Source organism: Prevotella sp. KH2C16 (assembly GCF_900113305.1).
In the GTDB taxonomy this organism is placed as follows: Bacteria; Bacteroidota; Bacteroidia; order Bacteroidales; family Bacteroidaceae; genus Prevotella.
In genome coordinates, this window is sequence record NZ_FOOW01000004.1 from 108,760 (window position 1) to 122,695 (window position 13,936).

12 protein-coding genes are annotated in these 13,936 nt (G+C 51.5%); 1 reads left to right on the forward strand and 11 read right to left on the reverse strand.

Going from position 1 to position 13,936, the window contains the following annotated elements; translation table 11 throughout:
- Window positions 1-537: 537 nt before the first annotated feature.
- A complete protein-coding gene (rpsT, locus tag BM114_RS04345; RefSeq protein WP_092110785.1) occupies window positions 538-792 on the reverse strand; it encodes a 30S ribosomal protein S20 in 255 nt (84 codons plus the stop codon).
- Between the two features lie 206 nt (window positions 793-998).
- On the opposite strand from rpsT, the gene recO reads away from it, so the two are divergent.
- A complete protein-coding gene (recO, locus tag BM114_RS04355) occupies window positions 999-1,724 on the forward strand; it encodes a DNA repair protein RecO (protein ID WP_092110787.1) in 726 nt (241 codons plus the stop codon).
- A gap of 74 nt (window positions 1,725-1,798) precedes the next feature.
- Here the strand turns inward: recO and BM114_RS04360 are convergent, their stop codons facing one another.
- The 10 genes from BM114_RS04360 to BM114_RS04405 all read right to left on the reverse strand — a co-directional run bounded on the left by BM114_RS04360 (window position 1,799) and on the right by BM114_RS04405 (window position 13,920).
- Window positions 1,799-2,248 carry a GatB/YqeY domain-containing protein gene (locus BM114_RS04360; RefSeq protein ID WP_092110789.1) on the reverse strand — a complete coding sequence of 150 codons (450 nt, stop codon included), beginning with the start codon at window positions 2,246-2,248 and terminating at the stop codon, window positions 1,799-1,801.
- A 13-nt stretch (window positions 2,249-2,261) separates the two neighbouring features.
- Complete coding sequence (gene ftsZ, locus BM114_RS04365; RefSeq protein WP_092110792.1) at window positions 2,262-3,587, reverse strand: cell division protein FtsZ; 1,326 nt, start codon at window positions 3,585-3,587, stop codon at window positions 2,262-2,264.
- A gap of 38 nt (window positions 3,588-3,625) precedes the next feature.
- Complete coding sequence (gene ftsA, locus BM114_RS04370) at window positions 3,626-5,077, reverse strand: cell division protein FtsA (RefSeq protein ID WP_092110795.1); 1,452 nt, start codon at window positions 5,075-5,077, stop codon at window positions 3,626-3,628.
- 9 nt (window positions 5,078-5,086) lie between these two features.
- The gene (locus BM114_RS04375; RefSeq protein ID WP_092110797.1) at window positions 5,087-5,884 is read right to left on the reverse strand and encodes a cell division protein FtsQ; all 798 of its coding nucleotides are present in this window, start codon (window positions 5,882-5,884) and stop codon (window positions 5,087-5,089) included.
- Entirely contained in the window at window positions 5,881-7,257 is a 1,377-nt protein-coding gene (gene murC / locus BM114_RS04380) for a UDP-N-acetylmuramate--L-alanine ligase (RefSeq protein ID WP_092110800.1), read from the reverse strand. Before murC ends, BM114_RS04375 begins: the two co-directional genes overlap by 4 nt.
- A gap of 3 nt (window positions 7,258-7,260) precedes the next feature.
- Window positions 7,261-8,367 (reverse strand): undecaprenyldiphospho-muramoylpentapeptide beta-N-acetylglucosaminyltransferase, encoded by a 1,107-nt coding sequence (gene murG / locus BM114_RS04385; RefSeq protein ID WP_092110937.1) that lies wholly within the window; start codon window positions 8,365-8,367, stop codon window positions 7,261-7,263.
- Window positions 8,368-8,439: 72 nt separating this feature from the next.
- Window positions 8,440-9,717 carry an FtsW/RodA/SpoVE family cell cycle protein gene (locus BM114_RS04390; protein ID WP_092110802.1) on the reverse strand — a complete coding sequence of 426 codons (1,278 nt, stop codon included), beginning with the start codon at window positions 9,715-9,717 and terminating at the stop codon, window positions 8,440-8,442.
- A 3-nt stretch (window positions 9,718-9,720) separates the two neighbouring features.
- A complete protein-coding gene (gene murD, locus BM114_RS04395) occupies window positions 9,721-11,052 on the reverse strand; it encodes a UDP-N-acetylmuramoyl-L-alanine--D-glutamate ligase (RefSeq protein ID WP_092110804.1) in 1,332 nt (443 codons plus the stop codon).
- A gap of 128 nt (window positions 11,053-11,180) precedes the next feature.
- Complete coding sequence (gene mraY / locus BM114_RS04400) at window positions 11,181-12,449, reverse strand: phospho-N-acetylmuramoyl-pentapeptide-transferase (RefSeq protein ID WP_092110806.1); 1,269 nt, start codon at window positions 12,447-12,449, stop codon at window positions 11,181-11,183.
- Window positions 12,450-12,468: 19 nt separating this feature from the next.
- The gene (locus tag BM114_RS04405; RefSeq protein ID WP_092110808.1) at window positions 12,469-13,920 is read right to left on the reverse strand and encodes a UDP-N-acetylmuramoyl-L-alanyl-D-glutamate--2,6-diaminopimelate ligase; all 1,452 of its coding nucleotides are present in this window, start codon (window positions 13,918-13,920) and stop codon (window positions 12,469-12,471) included.
- Window positions 13,921-13,936 lie beyond the last annotated feature (16 nt).

The following is a 13,936-nucleotide window of genomic DNA, read 5'->3' on the forward strand; positions in this document are numbered from 1 at the left end:
GCGGGGAGGGCTTCGTTTTTCTCCCGAAATTTAGGAGAATGTTTTCTTGTGGAAACAGCGGCGGAAATGAATAATTATGCATGTCGCGTATGGGGCTCTGAGGCGGGGCTGGGGCGGAATAGTGCCGCCGTTGTGAAACGGAGGGCTTGTAGGGGCGTTTAAAACGATTTTTTGTTTTTTATGATAAATAGGACTCCTGCTTTTTGTCCGGTCGATGACTTGCTCCGGAGTAAAAGACGGCCTTTTACTCGGCAAAAGGCCGTTAGAAGGAGGGTAGAAAGCCGTTAAAAGGAGTGTAAAAGGCCGCTTTCTGCAAATCGGGAAGCCATTTTCTGAATAAATATGCAGTAGCAGGTGAATATGCAATTTCCAGGACGGGATTTCGGGCCGTCCGTTTTCGGAACAAATCGCGGGTGTCTCATCCAGTAGGGACGGAAGCCTTGTCTTCTTGGTTTTGCAGTCATCCCGCGTCAATACGACTAAAGGCCGCATCCCTTTCGGGGTGCGACCTTAGAATGGTTTCTTACAGGCGGGAGATTAACCCAGCTTGCTGATATGAAGGCACAGACTTGACTTCAAGTTTGCGGCCTTGTTCTTGTGAATGATATTTGTCTTTGCGAGCTTATCCAACATCTTCTGAACTGCCGGATACATCTTTACGGCCTCTTCCTTGTCGGTCGTGGCGCGCAGTTTGCGGACAGCATTACGCATGGTCTTAGCGTAATATTTGTTGTGCAGGGTTCTTGTCTTTGTCTGACGAATTCTTTTCAGAGTTGATTTGTGATTTGCCATCTTCTAAATTCTTCTTTTTATTTTGTTTGGTAGTCCCTAGCAGAGTCGAACTGCTCTTTAGAGAATGAAAATCTCTCGTCCTAACCGATAGACGAAGGGACCGCGGTCTACTTTTGCGGGTGCAAAGTTAGATATTTTTATCCGATTGGCCAAATTTTATAGGGAATATTTTCCGTTAATGGCTGTTTTTTAGTATTTTTGCAGGGATGCTGATAAAGTCGAGAGGCATAGTGCTGCATAGTCTGAAGTTTGGCGATTCTCAGTTGATAGTCGACCTTCTGACGGCCCAGGCGGGTCGCGTCTCCTTCATTTGCAGGCTTCCCTCAAGTAGGAAATCGAAGATAAAGAAGCAGTTTTTCCAGCCGTTGAGTATTCTGAATATCGAGTTCGACTATCGGCAGAACCTTAGGCTGCAGAAGTTTAAGGATGTTGCGGTTGCCGAGCCGTTCACTTCGATACCCTTCGACCCCTACAAACTGTCGATTTCGCTCTTCCTGGCGGAGTTTCTCACTTATGCCACCCGCGACGAGCAGCGGGACATCTTGTTGTATAATTACATAGAGAACAGCATGCTCTGGCTGGATGGTACGCGGCAGGCATTCAGCAATTTCCATCTTGTCTTCATGATGAGGCTCAGCCGCTTTATCGGTTTCTATCCAAATCTGGAAGACTATAAGGAGGGCGATTTCTTCGATTTGCGAAGCGGCATATTCTGCAGGAAGCCTCCTCTTCATCCAGACTCTGTCCCTCCTGCCGAGGCTTCTAAGATAGTCCTTCTCATGCGGATGAACTATGAGTCGATGCATCTCTTCAGAATGAGCCGGGAGGAGCGTAATCGCTGTGCGGAATGGATACTGGCCTATTACAGGCTCCATATACCTAACTTCCCGATGCCGAGGTCGTTTGCGGTGCTCCAGGAGCTGTTTGCATAGCCTTGCGTCAGCATCGGGGCACGAAAAAAGGACAGCCCGGTGGCTGTCCCTCAGTATAGGATAGTGGGTCCGTGTTACGCTAACAGTTCCTTCACGATTCTGGAGATGGTGCCGCCGTCGGCCTTGCCGGCCAGTTGCCTGGAGGCTACACCCATCACCTTGCCCATCTCTTTCATGCTCGTGGCACCTGTCTGGGCAATGATGTCTTTCACCGCCTTTTCGATTTCCTCTTCGGAAAGCGGCTGCGGAAGATAGCCTTCGATGACCTTCACCTGCGCCAGTTCCTCGTCGGCAAGATCCTGCCGGTTCGCCTGCGTATAGGTGGCGGCGGTCTCCTTGCCCTGCTTGGCCAGCTTCTGCAGAATCTTCATGGCGGCCGCATCGCCTAAGGTGTCGTTGGCTCCCGGCGCCGTCTTGGCTTCCAGAAATACCTTCTTGATGTTGCGGAGGGTCATCAGGCGCACCTTGTCGCGTGCCTTCATGGCCTCCTTGATGTCTTCGCTTATTTTCTCGTATAAATCCATTCTCGTTTCTTTTTTATCCTTCAGAGAAATTGATGATGCCCTGTACGGGGTCTCTCTTTTCCTCTTCGGTGTTGTGGGTTATGTTTCCTGCTGCCTGTTCGCGGATGTTCTCGAGCATCTGACGCGTACGCTTGTAGGTCGGGGTGTTCTCAACGGCAAGGATAACATCCTCGTTGTCGAGGTCTTCCGGACGGAACAGGAAGATGTGCGGGCGCCGCTTGTATTGCTTGTTGTCAGAGTCTTTGCCGTAATAACGGTTCCGGCGGTCCTGGCGTTCGGCTGCTTTTTCCTCTTCCTGGGCAATGCGGTCGGCCTCTTCCTGCGTGCGCTTGTTGGAAAGATGGGAGTTCATGCCGTCTACATCCTCAATGCCGAATCCGGTGGCAAGGATGGTAACCTTGACCTGTTTGCCGAGGTCGGGGTCGATGGCAAGGCCCCATTTGATCTCGAAGTCGCTGCCAAACTTGGCCATGAAGTCATTCACATCGTTCATCTCCTCCATCATCAGGCCGGTGTTGTCGCCTTTCTCGTTACAGAAGTTGATGCTCAACAGGATTTTCTTGGAGTTGAAGATGTCGTTGTCATTGAGCAATGGGGAGTTGAGCGCGTCGTCAATAGCTTTCTTGACACGGCCTTCTCCTTCGCCGTATCCCGTGCTCATGATGGCCACGCCACCGTCTTTCAGCACGGTTTTGACATCGTTGAAGTCGAGGTTGATGAGGCCGTGGTTGGTGATAATCTCGGCTATGCTCTTGGCTGCTACACTCAAGGTGTCGTCTGCTCTGCCAAAGGCGTCGAGCACGGTAAGTTCCGGATAGATTTCGCGAAGCCGCTCGTTGTTGATAACGAGCAATGCGTCCACATGCTTGGACATCTCTTCGACGCCGTCAAGAGCCTGGTCGATCTTCTTCTCTCCCTCGAAACGGAAGGGAATCGTAACGATGCCTACGGTGAGAATACCCATATCCTTGCTGACCTTGGCAATGACGGGAGCAGCTCCTGTGCCGGTTCCACCGCCCATGCCGGCTGTGATGAATGCCATCTTAGTGCCGTCGCTGAGCATAATCTTGATGTCTTCGATGGTCTCCTCTGCAGCCTGGCGGGCCTTGGCAGGCTTGTTTCCTGCGCCGAGGCCTTCCCTTCCTAACTGGAGATGGACTGGTACGGGAGAATCGTTGAGTGCCTGTGCATCTGTATTGCACAGTACGAAACTCACATCGTGAATGCCTTCCTTGTACATGTGGTTGACTGCATTGCCACCACCGCCACCAACACCGATGACCTTAATATAAGTGCTTTCCTGTTCGGGCTCACCGAAATCTAATATCTGTGGTTTCATTTTTTTCTGATTTTAATGGATTACTGTTGGTCTTTGCATTATTCTTCACCGGAGATAATGGAGGAACCAAACTTCTTTAGGAACTTCAGAGTTTTGTTTAATACGCTGTTTTCCTTTTTCTCTGCGCTGATTCTCTCTTCTTCGGCTTCGGCCTTCTTGCGGGCTTCTTCCTCTTCTACCTCTCTCTTTCTGCGGGCTTCTTCCTCCGCCTTCAGCTTTTCTGCCTCGGTTTGGACGATGCCCCGGCCGGTAGTTTCGCTAATAGGGCGAGGGTCGCGGTGCAGGTCTCCTGTAGTAGGACCCAGCTTGGTGTCGGGGTTGACGAACAGGTCGTTGCTGATTTCATCACCTGCACAGTTCATATCACCTTTCTCAAGCAAACCGAGAACGGTATTCATCTTCCCGTCATGAGCCATGATTTCCGGAATGTTGGAGTTGATGGTCTGGGTAACGAACTTTGCAATTCTAATCTTCGCCATGTGGGTGTGGTTGCGGAAGGCACGCTCTATTTCGGGCATATTAGAGCCGCCACCGGTCAGAATAATGCCCCCAATCAACTTGTCCACATACTCGTTGGGTACCTGGAACCATGCATTTTCTATGATTTCCTCGAGCCGGCCTTCAACGATTTCAATGAATTTGCGGCTTTCAACCTGGCGTTCCTGGTCAATCGGCAATATGAGGGTGTTGTCGATGTCCCCGTTGTCTGTGAATGCCTTTGCATGTTTGAGCTTCAGAATTTCCGCATCCTTCTCTTCCATCTGCAGCGAGGCGATGTCTTTCGTGATGTTGTCGCCGCCGATAGGAATCACGGCTAAATGGCGTAGGATATTCTTGTAGTAGACAGATACGGTCGTGGTATCGGCTCCGAGGTCTACCAGCACGCATCCAGCACGCTTCTCATTTTCGGTAAGCACGCTGTCGGCTAACGCCAAAGGAGCCAGATACATCTCGGCGATGGCTATTCCTGCCTCGTCGAAGCATTTGTTCAGATTCTTATAGAAAGCCTTGCGCCACAAGATATTCAGGAAGTTTCCTTCTAAGCGGTGGCATGGGATGCCTACTGGATCGAGCTGATACTGGTTGTCCACTTTGTATTCTTGTGTTGCGGCATCCAGTATCTCTTGCTCTGGATAGCTCATGTTGCGGTTGGCGTCCATGAGCTCGTTCACCATCTCCTGGGTAACGGTCGTCTCAACGGGAAGCTCCTTTACAATCACATTCTTGATGCTGCGGATGGATCTTCCTCCTACTCCTACATATACATGGGCAACCTTAGTCTTCAGGACTGTTTCAAGTTTCTTGACGATGTTTGTGATGCACAGCACAGTCTTGTCAATGTTGTAGACTACGCCTTTGCGTATGCAAGAGGTCGAGTCTTCTTGCGCAATTGCAAGAATACTCGTACTACCATCCAGGTTCTTCCTGCCTGCGACACCGGTGATCTTTGACGATCCCAGTTCAATAGCTACAATAAATTCTTTTGCCATACAGTTATATCAATTATGAGATTTGTTTTTCTTGCAGATGATTTGATTGTCGAACTCCAAGTTTATATAGTTATACTTGTTCCATCCTGCCTGTGAAAGACCGTATTTATAAAAGGCCAATAGGCGTTCCATCTTTTTCTTTACAAAGTCTTCAATAAGTTTTTTGCGCCCGCTCTTATAGTTGCTTTCCGGCAATTGGCCGATGTAGATGACATGGTTGCCGACTCTCGGTACGAGTTCAACCCCCTTGTCGGGTAGGATATTAATCTGCACAATCTGATTTCTCCATAGGTCGTTGGCACAGAGTGCGGCATTCAGGTAAGAAATATAGTTTTGTGCATACCATCGACTGATGTTCCCCGTAGCGATAATGAGGTCGCTGGTATAGTGGGAATTCGGCATGATGTTGTTCTTGTCGTCGATGTAATAGTCATCACCGTTGTTTGCCTTGATTCTCACGGTCGGCATTCTCTGCGTGAGCGTGATGCATACATGTCCGTCCTGAGTCTTGTAACACTCTGCGGTCTTAACGAAAGGAGTCGCTTTGAGGGCATCCTCTATGTTGCGGGCACTTATTTCCTTCATCGGCTTCTCCAGAGGATAGAGCTTGTTCCGCTCAAGTCGGTTCTTGATTTCCTTTGTATTGATGAAGCCGTTTGTGGTCTCGTCCTGAATATTGATGCTGACTTTATTGCACTTGGAAACCGTTTCATCGGGCTTGTTAAACGCGGTGAATGCCAGTATGAGGTATCCTCCGATAACCACATCCAGTGCAATAGTTAAAGTTTTTCGCCAGTCAATCTTCATTTATTCTCAATAATCTTTGTGATTTGGGGAACATAGTTGTCCAGGTCGCCGGCACCCAATACCATGAGCACATCGAAGTCCCGAGTCTTGACAAGGTCTAATATGTCTTCCTTGTTGACCATGCTTTTCTCGACACCAGCTTTCAGGTTGTCATAGATGAGTTTGCTGGTAACGCCGGGAATGGGCTCCTCGCGGGCAGGATAGATGTCGCAGAGGATGACTTCGTCCAGCTGACTCAGTGCTTCGGCAAACTCTTTGTAGAAGTCGCGAGTGCGTGTGTAGAGGTGCGGCTGGAATATAGCCGTTATCTTGCGGTCCTTATAGAGCTCACGAATGCTCTTTGCGCTCTGATAAATTTCCTTGGGGTGATGGGCGTAATCAGAGAGGAACACATGCTTGTCGTTCTTGATCTTGAAGTCGAAACGCCGGTCAACGCCCCCATAGGTGCGCATTCCGTATCTGAGTTCCTCGGCATCGCAACCGTTTAGCTGCGCCATGGCCATGGCGGCAATGCCGTTCTCGATGTTGATAGGTACGGGCTGACCAAGCGTGATGCTGGGCACATTCTCGATAGGGGAGATAAAGTCGAAGGTGATTTCCCCGTTTTCAATCTTGATGTTTTCTGCATGGAAGTCGCCCTCGTCGCGGCTGTACTCGTAAATCTTCACACCCTCCTGGACATGGGTCTGCATTTCAAGGCTCTTATGAAGGATGAGTGCACCTCCGGGTTGAATCAGCTCGGTATAGTGGCGGAAGCTCTCTAAATAGGCCTCTTTGGTGCCATAGATGTCCAGGTGGTCGGGATCGGTGGATGTGATGACACTCATCCAGGGGCGCAACCAATGGAAGCTGCGGTCGAATTCGTCGGCTTCGATGACTACATAGTCGCTCTTGTCGCTGAGGATATAGTTCGTTCCGTAGTTTTTGGAGATGCCTCCCAGAAAGGCGTTACAGTCCACATGGCTCTGGTGCATGATGTGTGCGCACATGGTGGAGGTGGTCGTCTTTCCGTGAGTCCCTGCTACGCAGAGCCCTTTGTGAGTGCGGGTGAGGGTTCCCAATACCTGTGCCCGCTTCTCAATCTCAAAGCCGTTTTCGCGGAAGTAGACCAGTTCCTTGTGCTCTGCAGGTACTGCGGGCGTATAGATAACCAAGCAGGATTTCGGATCCCTGCATGCATGGGGAATCTCATTGATGTTTTCCTCATAATGGATAAGCATCCCTTCCTTCTCCAAATGGCAGGTCAAGTCGGAGGGAGTCTTGTCGTATCCGGCTACCACGAGGCCTCTGTGCATGAAGTATCGTGCGATGGCACTCATTCCAATGCCGCCGGCACCCACGAAATATACAGCTTTAATATCTTTAAGTTCCATTATTCAACAAGCTAATTTAATCACTTCGTCAGCGATAATATCTGCCGAGTTCCTGAGGCCGAACTTGAGGATGTTCTCACTCAAAGAAGTCAGTTTCTCATCATTCCGTACGACTTCGACGGCCTGCTTGAGCAATACCTGCGGTGCGTCGGTATCCTTTACATAGATGGCGGCATTCTTGTCGACCAAAGTCATGGCATTCTTGGTCTGATGGTCTTCGGCGACATTCGGGCTTGGAACCAGGATTACGGGCTTGCCAATCAGGCAGAACTCGCTGATGGAACTTGCCCCTGCGCGGGAAATCACCAAGTCGGCAGCCTTATAGGCGGCTCCCATGTCGCTGATGAAGTCGGTCGCCTTGAGCATCTGGAGCCCTGTCTGGTCTTTCAACTGCTCGCTGATGACTGCGCTGTAGTATTTGCCGGTCTGCCAAATGAACTGCACCCCAGACTCTTTGACAAGGTCAAGATGCTGCAGAACGCTGTCGTTGATGGTTTTTGCGCCCAGGCTCCCTCCGACGAGGAGGATGGTCTTCTTGTCGGGTTCGAGGCCGAACTGTTTGCGAGCCTCCTCTTTTGTAAGTGCGGTTTCCAGCACATTCTGCCGGACGGGATTGCCCGTCATGATAATCTTGTCGGCTGGGAAGAATCGCTCCATGCCCTCATAGGCCACGCAGATTCTGTCGGCTTTCTTGGCAAGGAGCTTGTTGGTTACCCCGGCGTATGAGTTCTGCTCCTGAATCAGGCAGGGAATGCCCTTGCTTGCGCATACATTCAGGGTGGGTCCGCTGGCATATCCGCCGACACCGACGGCAGCCATAGGCTTGAAGTCGCTGATGATTCTCCTTGCCATGCGCTGACTTTTCCATATCTTGAAGAGAACGGAGATGTTTCTCAGCAGATGCTTTCGGTCGAATCCGCATATTGGAAGCCCCTTGATTTCATATCCTGCGGCAGGCACTCTCTGCATTTCCATCCTGCCGAGGGCGCCCACGAAAAGAATCTTTGCGTCAGGCCTTTTCGACTTGATGGCGTTTGCGATTGAGATGGCCGGGAAGATATGTCCTCCGGTTCCACCGCCGCTGATGATGATTCTCAGTTCTTCGTCCATTTTGTCCATTCTTTATTATCTATGCAAAAGTAATCAAAAATTTTCGTATTTGATAATATTTCGTATATTAATTTATGCATTGCTCGTGGCAAGTTTCATTTCATCGGCACCATCATTGGCGGTCTTCTTTTTCTTGGCAGACCTGCTGATACTCAGAATGACGCCGACATAGATACAGTTGATGATGGACGATGTGCCGCCTTTGCTGACTAAGGGCAGCGGCTGTCCGGTTACGGGAGCCAGCCCTACGGCCACCGCCATGTTGAACATAGCTTGCGAGACGAGCAACAAAGCCAGTCCCATTGCCAGGAAAGCGGGGAAGTTGTTTTCGCATCGGTTGGCTATTCTTCCCGTGCGGAAGAGCAGGGTGATGTAAAGGAAGGCCACGAATGCAGCTCCCATGATTCCCGTTTCTTCAATGATGATTGCATAGATGAAGTCGGAAAAGGCCTGTGAGAGGAAGTCTCTTTCCACGGAGTTCCCCGGTCCCTTGCCGATTCCGTTCGAGGAGGCGATGGCAATATTGGCATGGGCAACCTGCGCATCCTTGTCCAGGTCAATGTCTTCAGGAGCCACTTCCTTACTGTTCAAGAACTTGTTGATTCGCGATTTCCAAGTGTCGAAGCGGTGGAAAATCCTTGGTGGATTGTTTCCTTTTGTCTGCTCTGCCACAGCCGTCTCTGTCATTTGCAGGTTACTGTTCTTGGGTTGCTTGTCTTCCCCAAGCATCATGATGGCCGAAAAGAACAGGACAGCCATCAGCATGACGACCCCGAGGAGCTTCCCTATTTGCGAAGCGGGCACTCTTCCGATAATCATCATCATCAGGATGACGGCGCAGAGCAGCACCGCAGTCGAGAAATTCTCCAGCAGAATGGGGAAAATAAGGAACGCCCCCACTATCAGGATATACTGAATGGCATGTTTGTCGGCACCGTTGGGAGTCTGCATGGCACTCAGAATCTGTGCCGTAGCCAGCACCATTGCTCCCTTGGCAATCTCGGAGGGCTGGAACTGGATACCCAGGATGCTGATCCATCGGTTGGCATCGTTGGTAGACGAACCGAAGAGGAGCACCCATATGAGCATCCCGAACGATACAATCAGTAGTACCGGTGTAACGATCTTGAAGTAGCGGCATTTAATGTTGAGCGTTACCACCATGCAGAAAATCCCCACTACGAGAATGCCGAGGTGCTTGAGCATGGGGGCAAGATAGCTTCCACTCTTATAGGTCAGCGACGACGAAGCTGAGAAAACCTCGACCACGCTGATCAGGCAGAGGAAGAAGAATACCATCCATATCACCTTGTCGCCCTTGAATATGTTTCCTAAGGTCTTGTTAATCATTCTTTACAGGTTTCTAACGAGGTTCTTGAACTGTTCTCCGCGGTCCTCCATGTTCTTGAAGAGGTCGAAGCTTGCGCAGCACGGGCTCAGCAAGACGGTGTCGCCGGGCCGGGCTATCTCGTAGCAGGCGGCTACGCATTCCTTCATCCCGTGTGTGTCCCTGACGGGCAGACCGAGGCTGTCGAAATTGTCGTGTAGCTTCTGGTTGTCGGCTCCGAGGTATACCAGTCCCACGCATTTTTTCCTGACGAGGTCTTTGATGGCGGCATAGTCATTGCCTTTGTCCTTTCCGCCGATGATGAGGATGGTGGGAGTGGTCATGCTCTCAAGGGCATACCAGCAGGCATCCACATTGGTGGCTTTCGAGTCGTTGATGTATTGTACGCCGCCGACCTTGCACACCTTTTCAAGTCTATGCTCCACTCCGGGGAAGTCGCCGAGGCTCTTGCGGATGATGTCTTTCTTGATTCCGGCGATGTTCGACGCAATTCCGGCGGCCAGACTGTTGTATATGTTATGCTTTCCGGTGAGGCTCAGCTCCTCCTGCTCCATGTTGAAGGGGGTGGGCTTCTCTATTTTGTACTGTCCGTCTTCGATGTAGGCGATGGAACTCTTTTCCTTTATCTCGGAAAAGGGGCACCTCACGGCCTTGATATCGAAGTTTTCGAGTTCGCGCTTGATAACCGGGTCATCGTTCCAATAGATGAAATGGTCCTCGGGGGTCTGGTTCTGGGTGATGCGCATCTTGGCATCCGCATAGTTCTCGAACTTGAAGTCGTAGCGGTCGAGGTGGTCGGGAGTGATATTCAGGAGAATGGCTATGTTGGCGCGGAAATCATACATGTTGTCGAGCTGGAAGCTGCTCAGCTCGATGATGTAGTATTCGTGCGGGTCTTCAGCCACCTGCAACGCCAGCGAGTTGCCGATGTTTCCGGCCAGTCCGGCATCATATCCCGCAGCCTTGAAGATGTGATAGATGAGCGAAGTGGTCGTGGTTTTTCCGTTGCTGCCCGTGATGCAGATCATCTTGGAATGCGTGTAGCGCCCGGCAAACTCAATCTCGCTGATGATATGGACGCCTTTCTCCATCAGCTTCTGGATAATCGGGCTCTCCTTGGGGATGCCAGGGCTCTTGATGATTTCGTCGGCGTTCAGTATTTTCTCCTCCGTATGGTGTTCCTCCTCCCAGTCAATCTGACGGTCGTCGAGGAGCTTCTTGTATTTGTCCTTTATTTTCGACATGTCGGAAACGAACACATCGAACCCCTCTTTCTTTGCCAGTATAGCGGCTCCTGCACCACTCTCGCCGGCACCGAGAACAACGATTCTTTTCATATCTTTTGTCTTTATATATTCTTCTAATATTCCGCCGCTTTGTAAAAGGCGGCTAAAAGCTCTCCTTTTAACGGCTAAAAGCCTGCCTTCTAACGGCTAAAAGCTCGCCTTTTAGCGGCCTTTTACTTTTATCTTATCTTCAAGGTGATGATCGTGAGGGCTGCAAGGATGATAGTGATAATCCAAAACCGTATCGTAATCTTCGCCTCATGCTTGGCAGAATGGGGTCTTCGGATGAGGTAGGAGCAGTCCGGGTCGAGCTGCGAGTCCTGTGTGCGGAAGTTGTCATGGATAGGAGTGCGCTTGAAGATGCGTCTCTTGAGTCCCTTGCGCTTGCCCATCTTGTAGTACCACACCTGCACGATGACGCTTAGGCTCTCCACGAAGAAAATCCCGCAGAGTATCGGCAGGAGCAGTTCCTTGTGGATGATGACGGCCGTTACGCCGATGATTCCGCCGATGGTGAGCGACCCTGTGTCGCCCATGAATACCTGTGCCGGATAGGCGTTATACCACAGGAATCCGATGAGCGCGCCCACGAAGGCGCAGAGGAACACCACCAGCTCCTGAGAGCCAGGTATATACATTATATTAAGGTAGCTGGCAAACTCGATGTGGGAACTCACATAGGCGAGTATGCCCAGTGCCACGCCGATGATGGCGGAGTTGCCGGCGCACATGCCGTCCATGCCGTCGTTGAGGTTGGCTCCATTGCTCACGGCCGTTACGACGAGGATGGTCATGACGACGAAGAGTATCCATCCCGCCGCCGTCTTATACTTCCCGCACCACGACATGAGGCGCGAGTAGTCCAGATTGTGGCCTTTCACGAAGGGAATCGTGGTCTTGAGCGACTTCCGGGCTTCCGTGCGGTGCTTGACGACGACCTCCTGACCTTGTTTCTCGATGACGAGGTTCTCGTTGGTCTTCACATCGGGCGAGGCCCAGAGCACGAGTCCCACGATGAGTCCGATGCCGATTTGTCCGACGATTTTATATTTTCCCTTCAGCCCCTCCTTGTTGCGATGGAAGATTTTGATGAAGTCGTCCATGCCTCCGAGGAACCCTAACCACACCGTGGTGATGATCATCAGGATGAGGTAGATGTTCCTCAGTCGGCCGAGCAGTAGCACGGGGATGAGGATGGCGACGATGATGATGACGCCGCCCATTGACGGAACCCCGACTTTGTTTACCCCGAAGGGGTCGATGGAGGCGTCGCGCTGGGTCTCAGTGATTTGCTTTCCTTTCAGGTATTTGATGAAATACTCTCCAAACCAGGTGGAGATGACCAGTGAAAGTATCAGCGCGAGCAGCGCGCGGAACGAAATATAGCCCCACAGATGAGCGCCGCTGATGCCGAACTGCTCCAAGAATCGGAAAAGGTAATATAACATGTTGCTTACAGTTTATCCGTTAGTTTCCAAATATTTCACGCAGCACCTCATGGTCGTCGAAGTGGTGCTTCACGCCGTTTATCTCCTGATAGTCCTCGTGCCCCTTGCCGGCAACGAGCACCACATCGCCCTTCCCGGCCATCATACATGCCGTGCGGATGGCCTCCCTGCGATCTACGATGCAGATTACTTTTTTCTTCTGTTGGGCGTTCAGGCCGGCTGCCATGTCGTCGATGATGGCCTGCGGCTCCTCGTCGCGTGGATTGTCGCTGGTAAGGATCACCTTGTCGCTCTGCCTGACGGCCTCCTGTGCCATCAGCGGGCGCTTGCCTTTGTCGCGGTGGCCGCCGGCCCCGCAGACGGTGATGACATGTCCCTTGCCGTTCAGTACCTCATGGATGGCACTAAGCACATTCTCCAAGGCATCGGGGGTATGGGCGTAGTCGACCACGGCCGTATATCCCTCGGGGGAGTGGAGAGGCTCCAGCCGCCCGTTCACGCTGTGCAGCGTGCTCATGGCAACAAGGATTTCCTGCGGCTCCTTGCCCAGCATGCGGGCGGCGCCGTATACCGCGAGCAGGTTGCTCACATTGAATTTGCCGATAAACTGCACGCCCACCTCATGGGCGTCGATGTCGAGGTACATGCCTTCGAAATGGCATTCGAGGATGCGCGCCTTGAAGTCTGCCATGCGGGTGGTGGAGTAGGTCTTCACCGTAGCCTTGGTATTCTGCACCATGACCATGCCGTTCTTGTCGTCGGCATTGGTGATGGCGAAAGCTGTCCTTGGCAGTCCGTCGAAGAAAGACTTCTTTGCGTCTCGGTAGTTTTCGAATGTTTTATGGTAGTCGAGGTGGTCGCGAGTGAGGTTGGTGAAGATGCCTCCCGCGAATTTCAGCCCTCCGATACGCTTCTGGGCGATGGCGTGGGAGGAGCATTCCATGAAGGCATACTCGCACCCCGACTCCACCATGCGGGCCAGCAGCTGGTTGAGCTCAATAGGATCGGGGGTCGTGTGGGTAGTGGGCAGCGCCTCGTCTTCGATGTAGTTGCAGACTGTTGAGAGCAAGCCGCACCTGTGCCCCATCTTCCGGAACATATTATATAATAAGGTGGCGATGGTGGTCTTGCCGTTCGTGCCCGTTACCCCGACCAGCTTCAGCTTCTTGGAGGGGTCGCCGTAGAAGAGGGTTGCCACCCTGCCGGCGGCCTCCTCGGTAGAGGCTACCTGTACATAGGCAATCCCGTCGGTTCTCTCTGCAGGCATATCTTCGCACAGGACGGCCTTGGCACCCAGTTCTATGGCCTTGGGAATAAAGCGGTGGCCGTCTACCTGCGTGCCTTTCATGGCAATGAAAAGATGCCCGTCTTCAATGCGGCGAGAGTCAATATTTACCCCTTTGATGTCGACCTCGTCGCTTCCAACGAGTGCAATGGGCTTGATATTCTTGATTAAATCCTTTAAGATCATAATTGTATATTGTTAT

What these genes read in the sequence shown, in the direction of transcription:
- BM114_RS04390 (WP_092110802.1), bottom strand. Translation starts at nt 9,717, where the DNA reads ATGATTAACAAGACCTTAGGAAACATATTCAAGGGCGACAAGGTGATA.
- BM114_RS04375 (WP_092110797.1), bottom strand. Translation starts at nt 5,884, where the DNA reads ATGAAGATTGACTGGCGAAAAACTTTAACTATTGCACTGGATGTGGTT.
- recO (WP_092110787.1), top strand. Translation starts at nt 999, where the DNA reads ATGCTGATAAAGTCGAGAGGCATAGTGCTGCATAGTCTGAAGTTTGGC.
- murG (WP_092110937.1), bottom strand. Translation starts at nt 8,367, where the DNA reads ATGGACGAAGAACTGAGAATCATCATCAGCGGCGGTGGAACCGGAGGA.
- BM114_RS04405 (WP_092110808.1), bottom strand. Translation starts at nt 13,920, where the DNA reads ATGATCTTAAAGGATTTAATCAAGAATATCAAGCCCATTGCACTCGTT.
- ftsZ (WP_092110792.1), bottom strand. Translation starts at nt 3,587, where the DNA reads ATGAAACCACAGATATTAGATTTCGGTGAGCCCGAACAGGAAAGCACT.
- murC (WP_092110800.1), bottom strand. Translation starts at nt 7,257, where the DNA reads ATGGAACTTAAAGATATTAAAGCTGTATATTTCGTGGGTGCCGGCGGC.
- ftsA (WP_092110795.1), bottom strand. Translation starts at nt 5,077, where the DNA reads ATGGCAAAAGAATTTATTGTAGCTATTGAACTGGGATCGTCAAAGATC.
- BM114_RS04360 (WP_092110789.1), bottom strand. Translation starts at nt 2,248, where the DNA reads ATGGATTTATACGAGAAAATAAGCGAAGACATCAAGGAGGCCATGAAG.
- rpsT (WP_092110785.1), bottom strand. Translation starts at nt 792, where the DNA reads ATGGCAAATCACAAATCAACTCTGAAAAGAATTCGTCAGACAAAGACA.
- mraY (WP_092110806.1), bottom strand. Translation starts at nt 12,449, where the DNA reads ATGTTATATTACCTTTTCCGATTCTTGGAGCAGTTCGGCATCAGCGGC.
- murD (WP_092110804.1), bottom strand. Translation starts at nt 11,052, where the DNA reads ATGAAAAGAATCGTTGTTCTCGGTGCCGGCGAGAGTGGTGCAGGAGCC.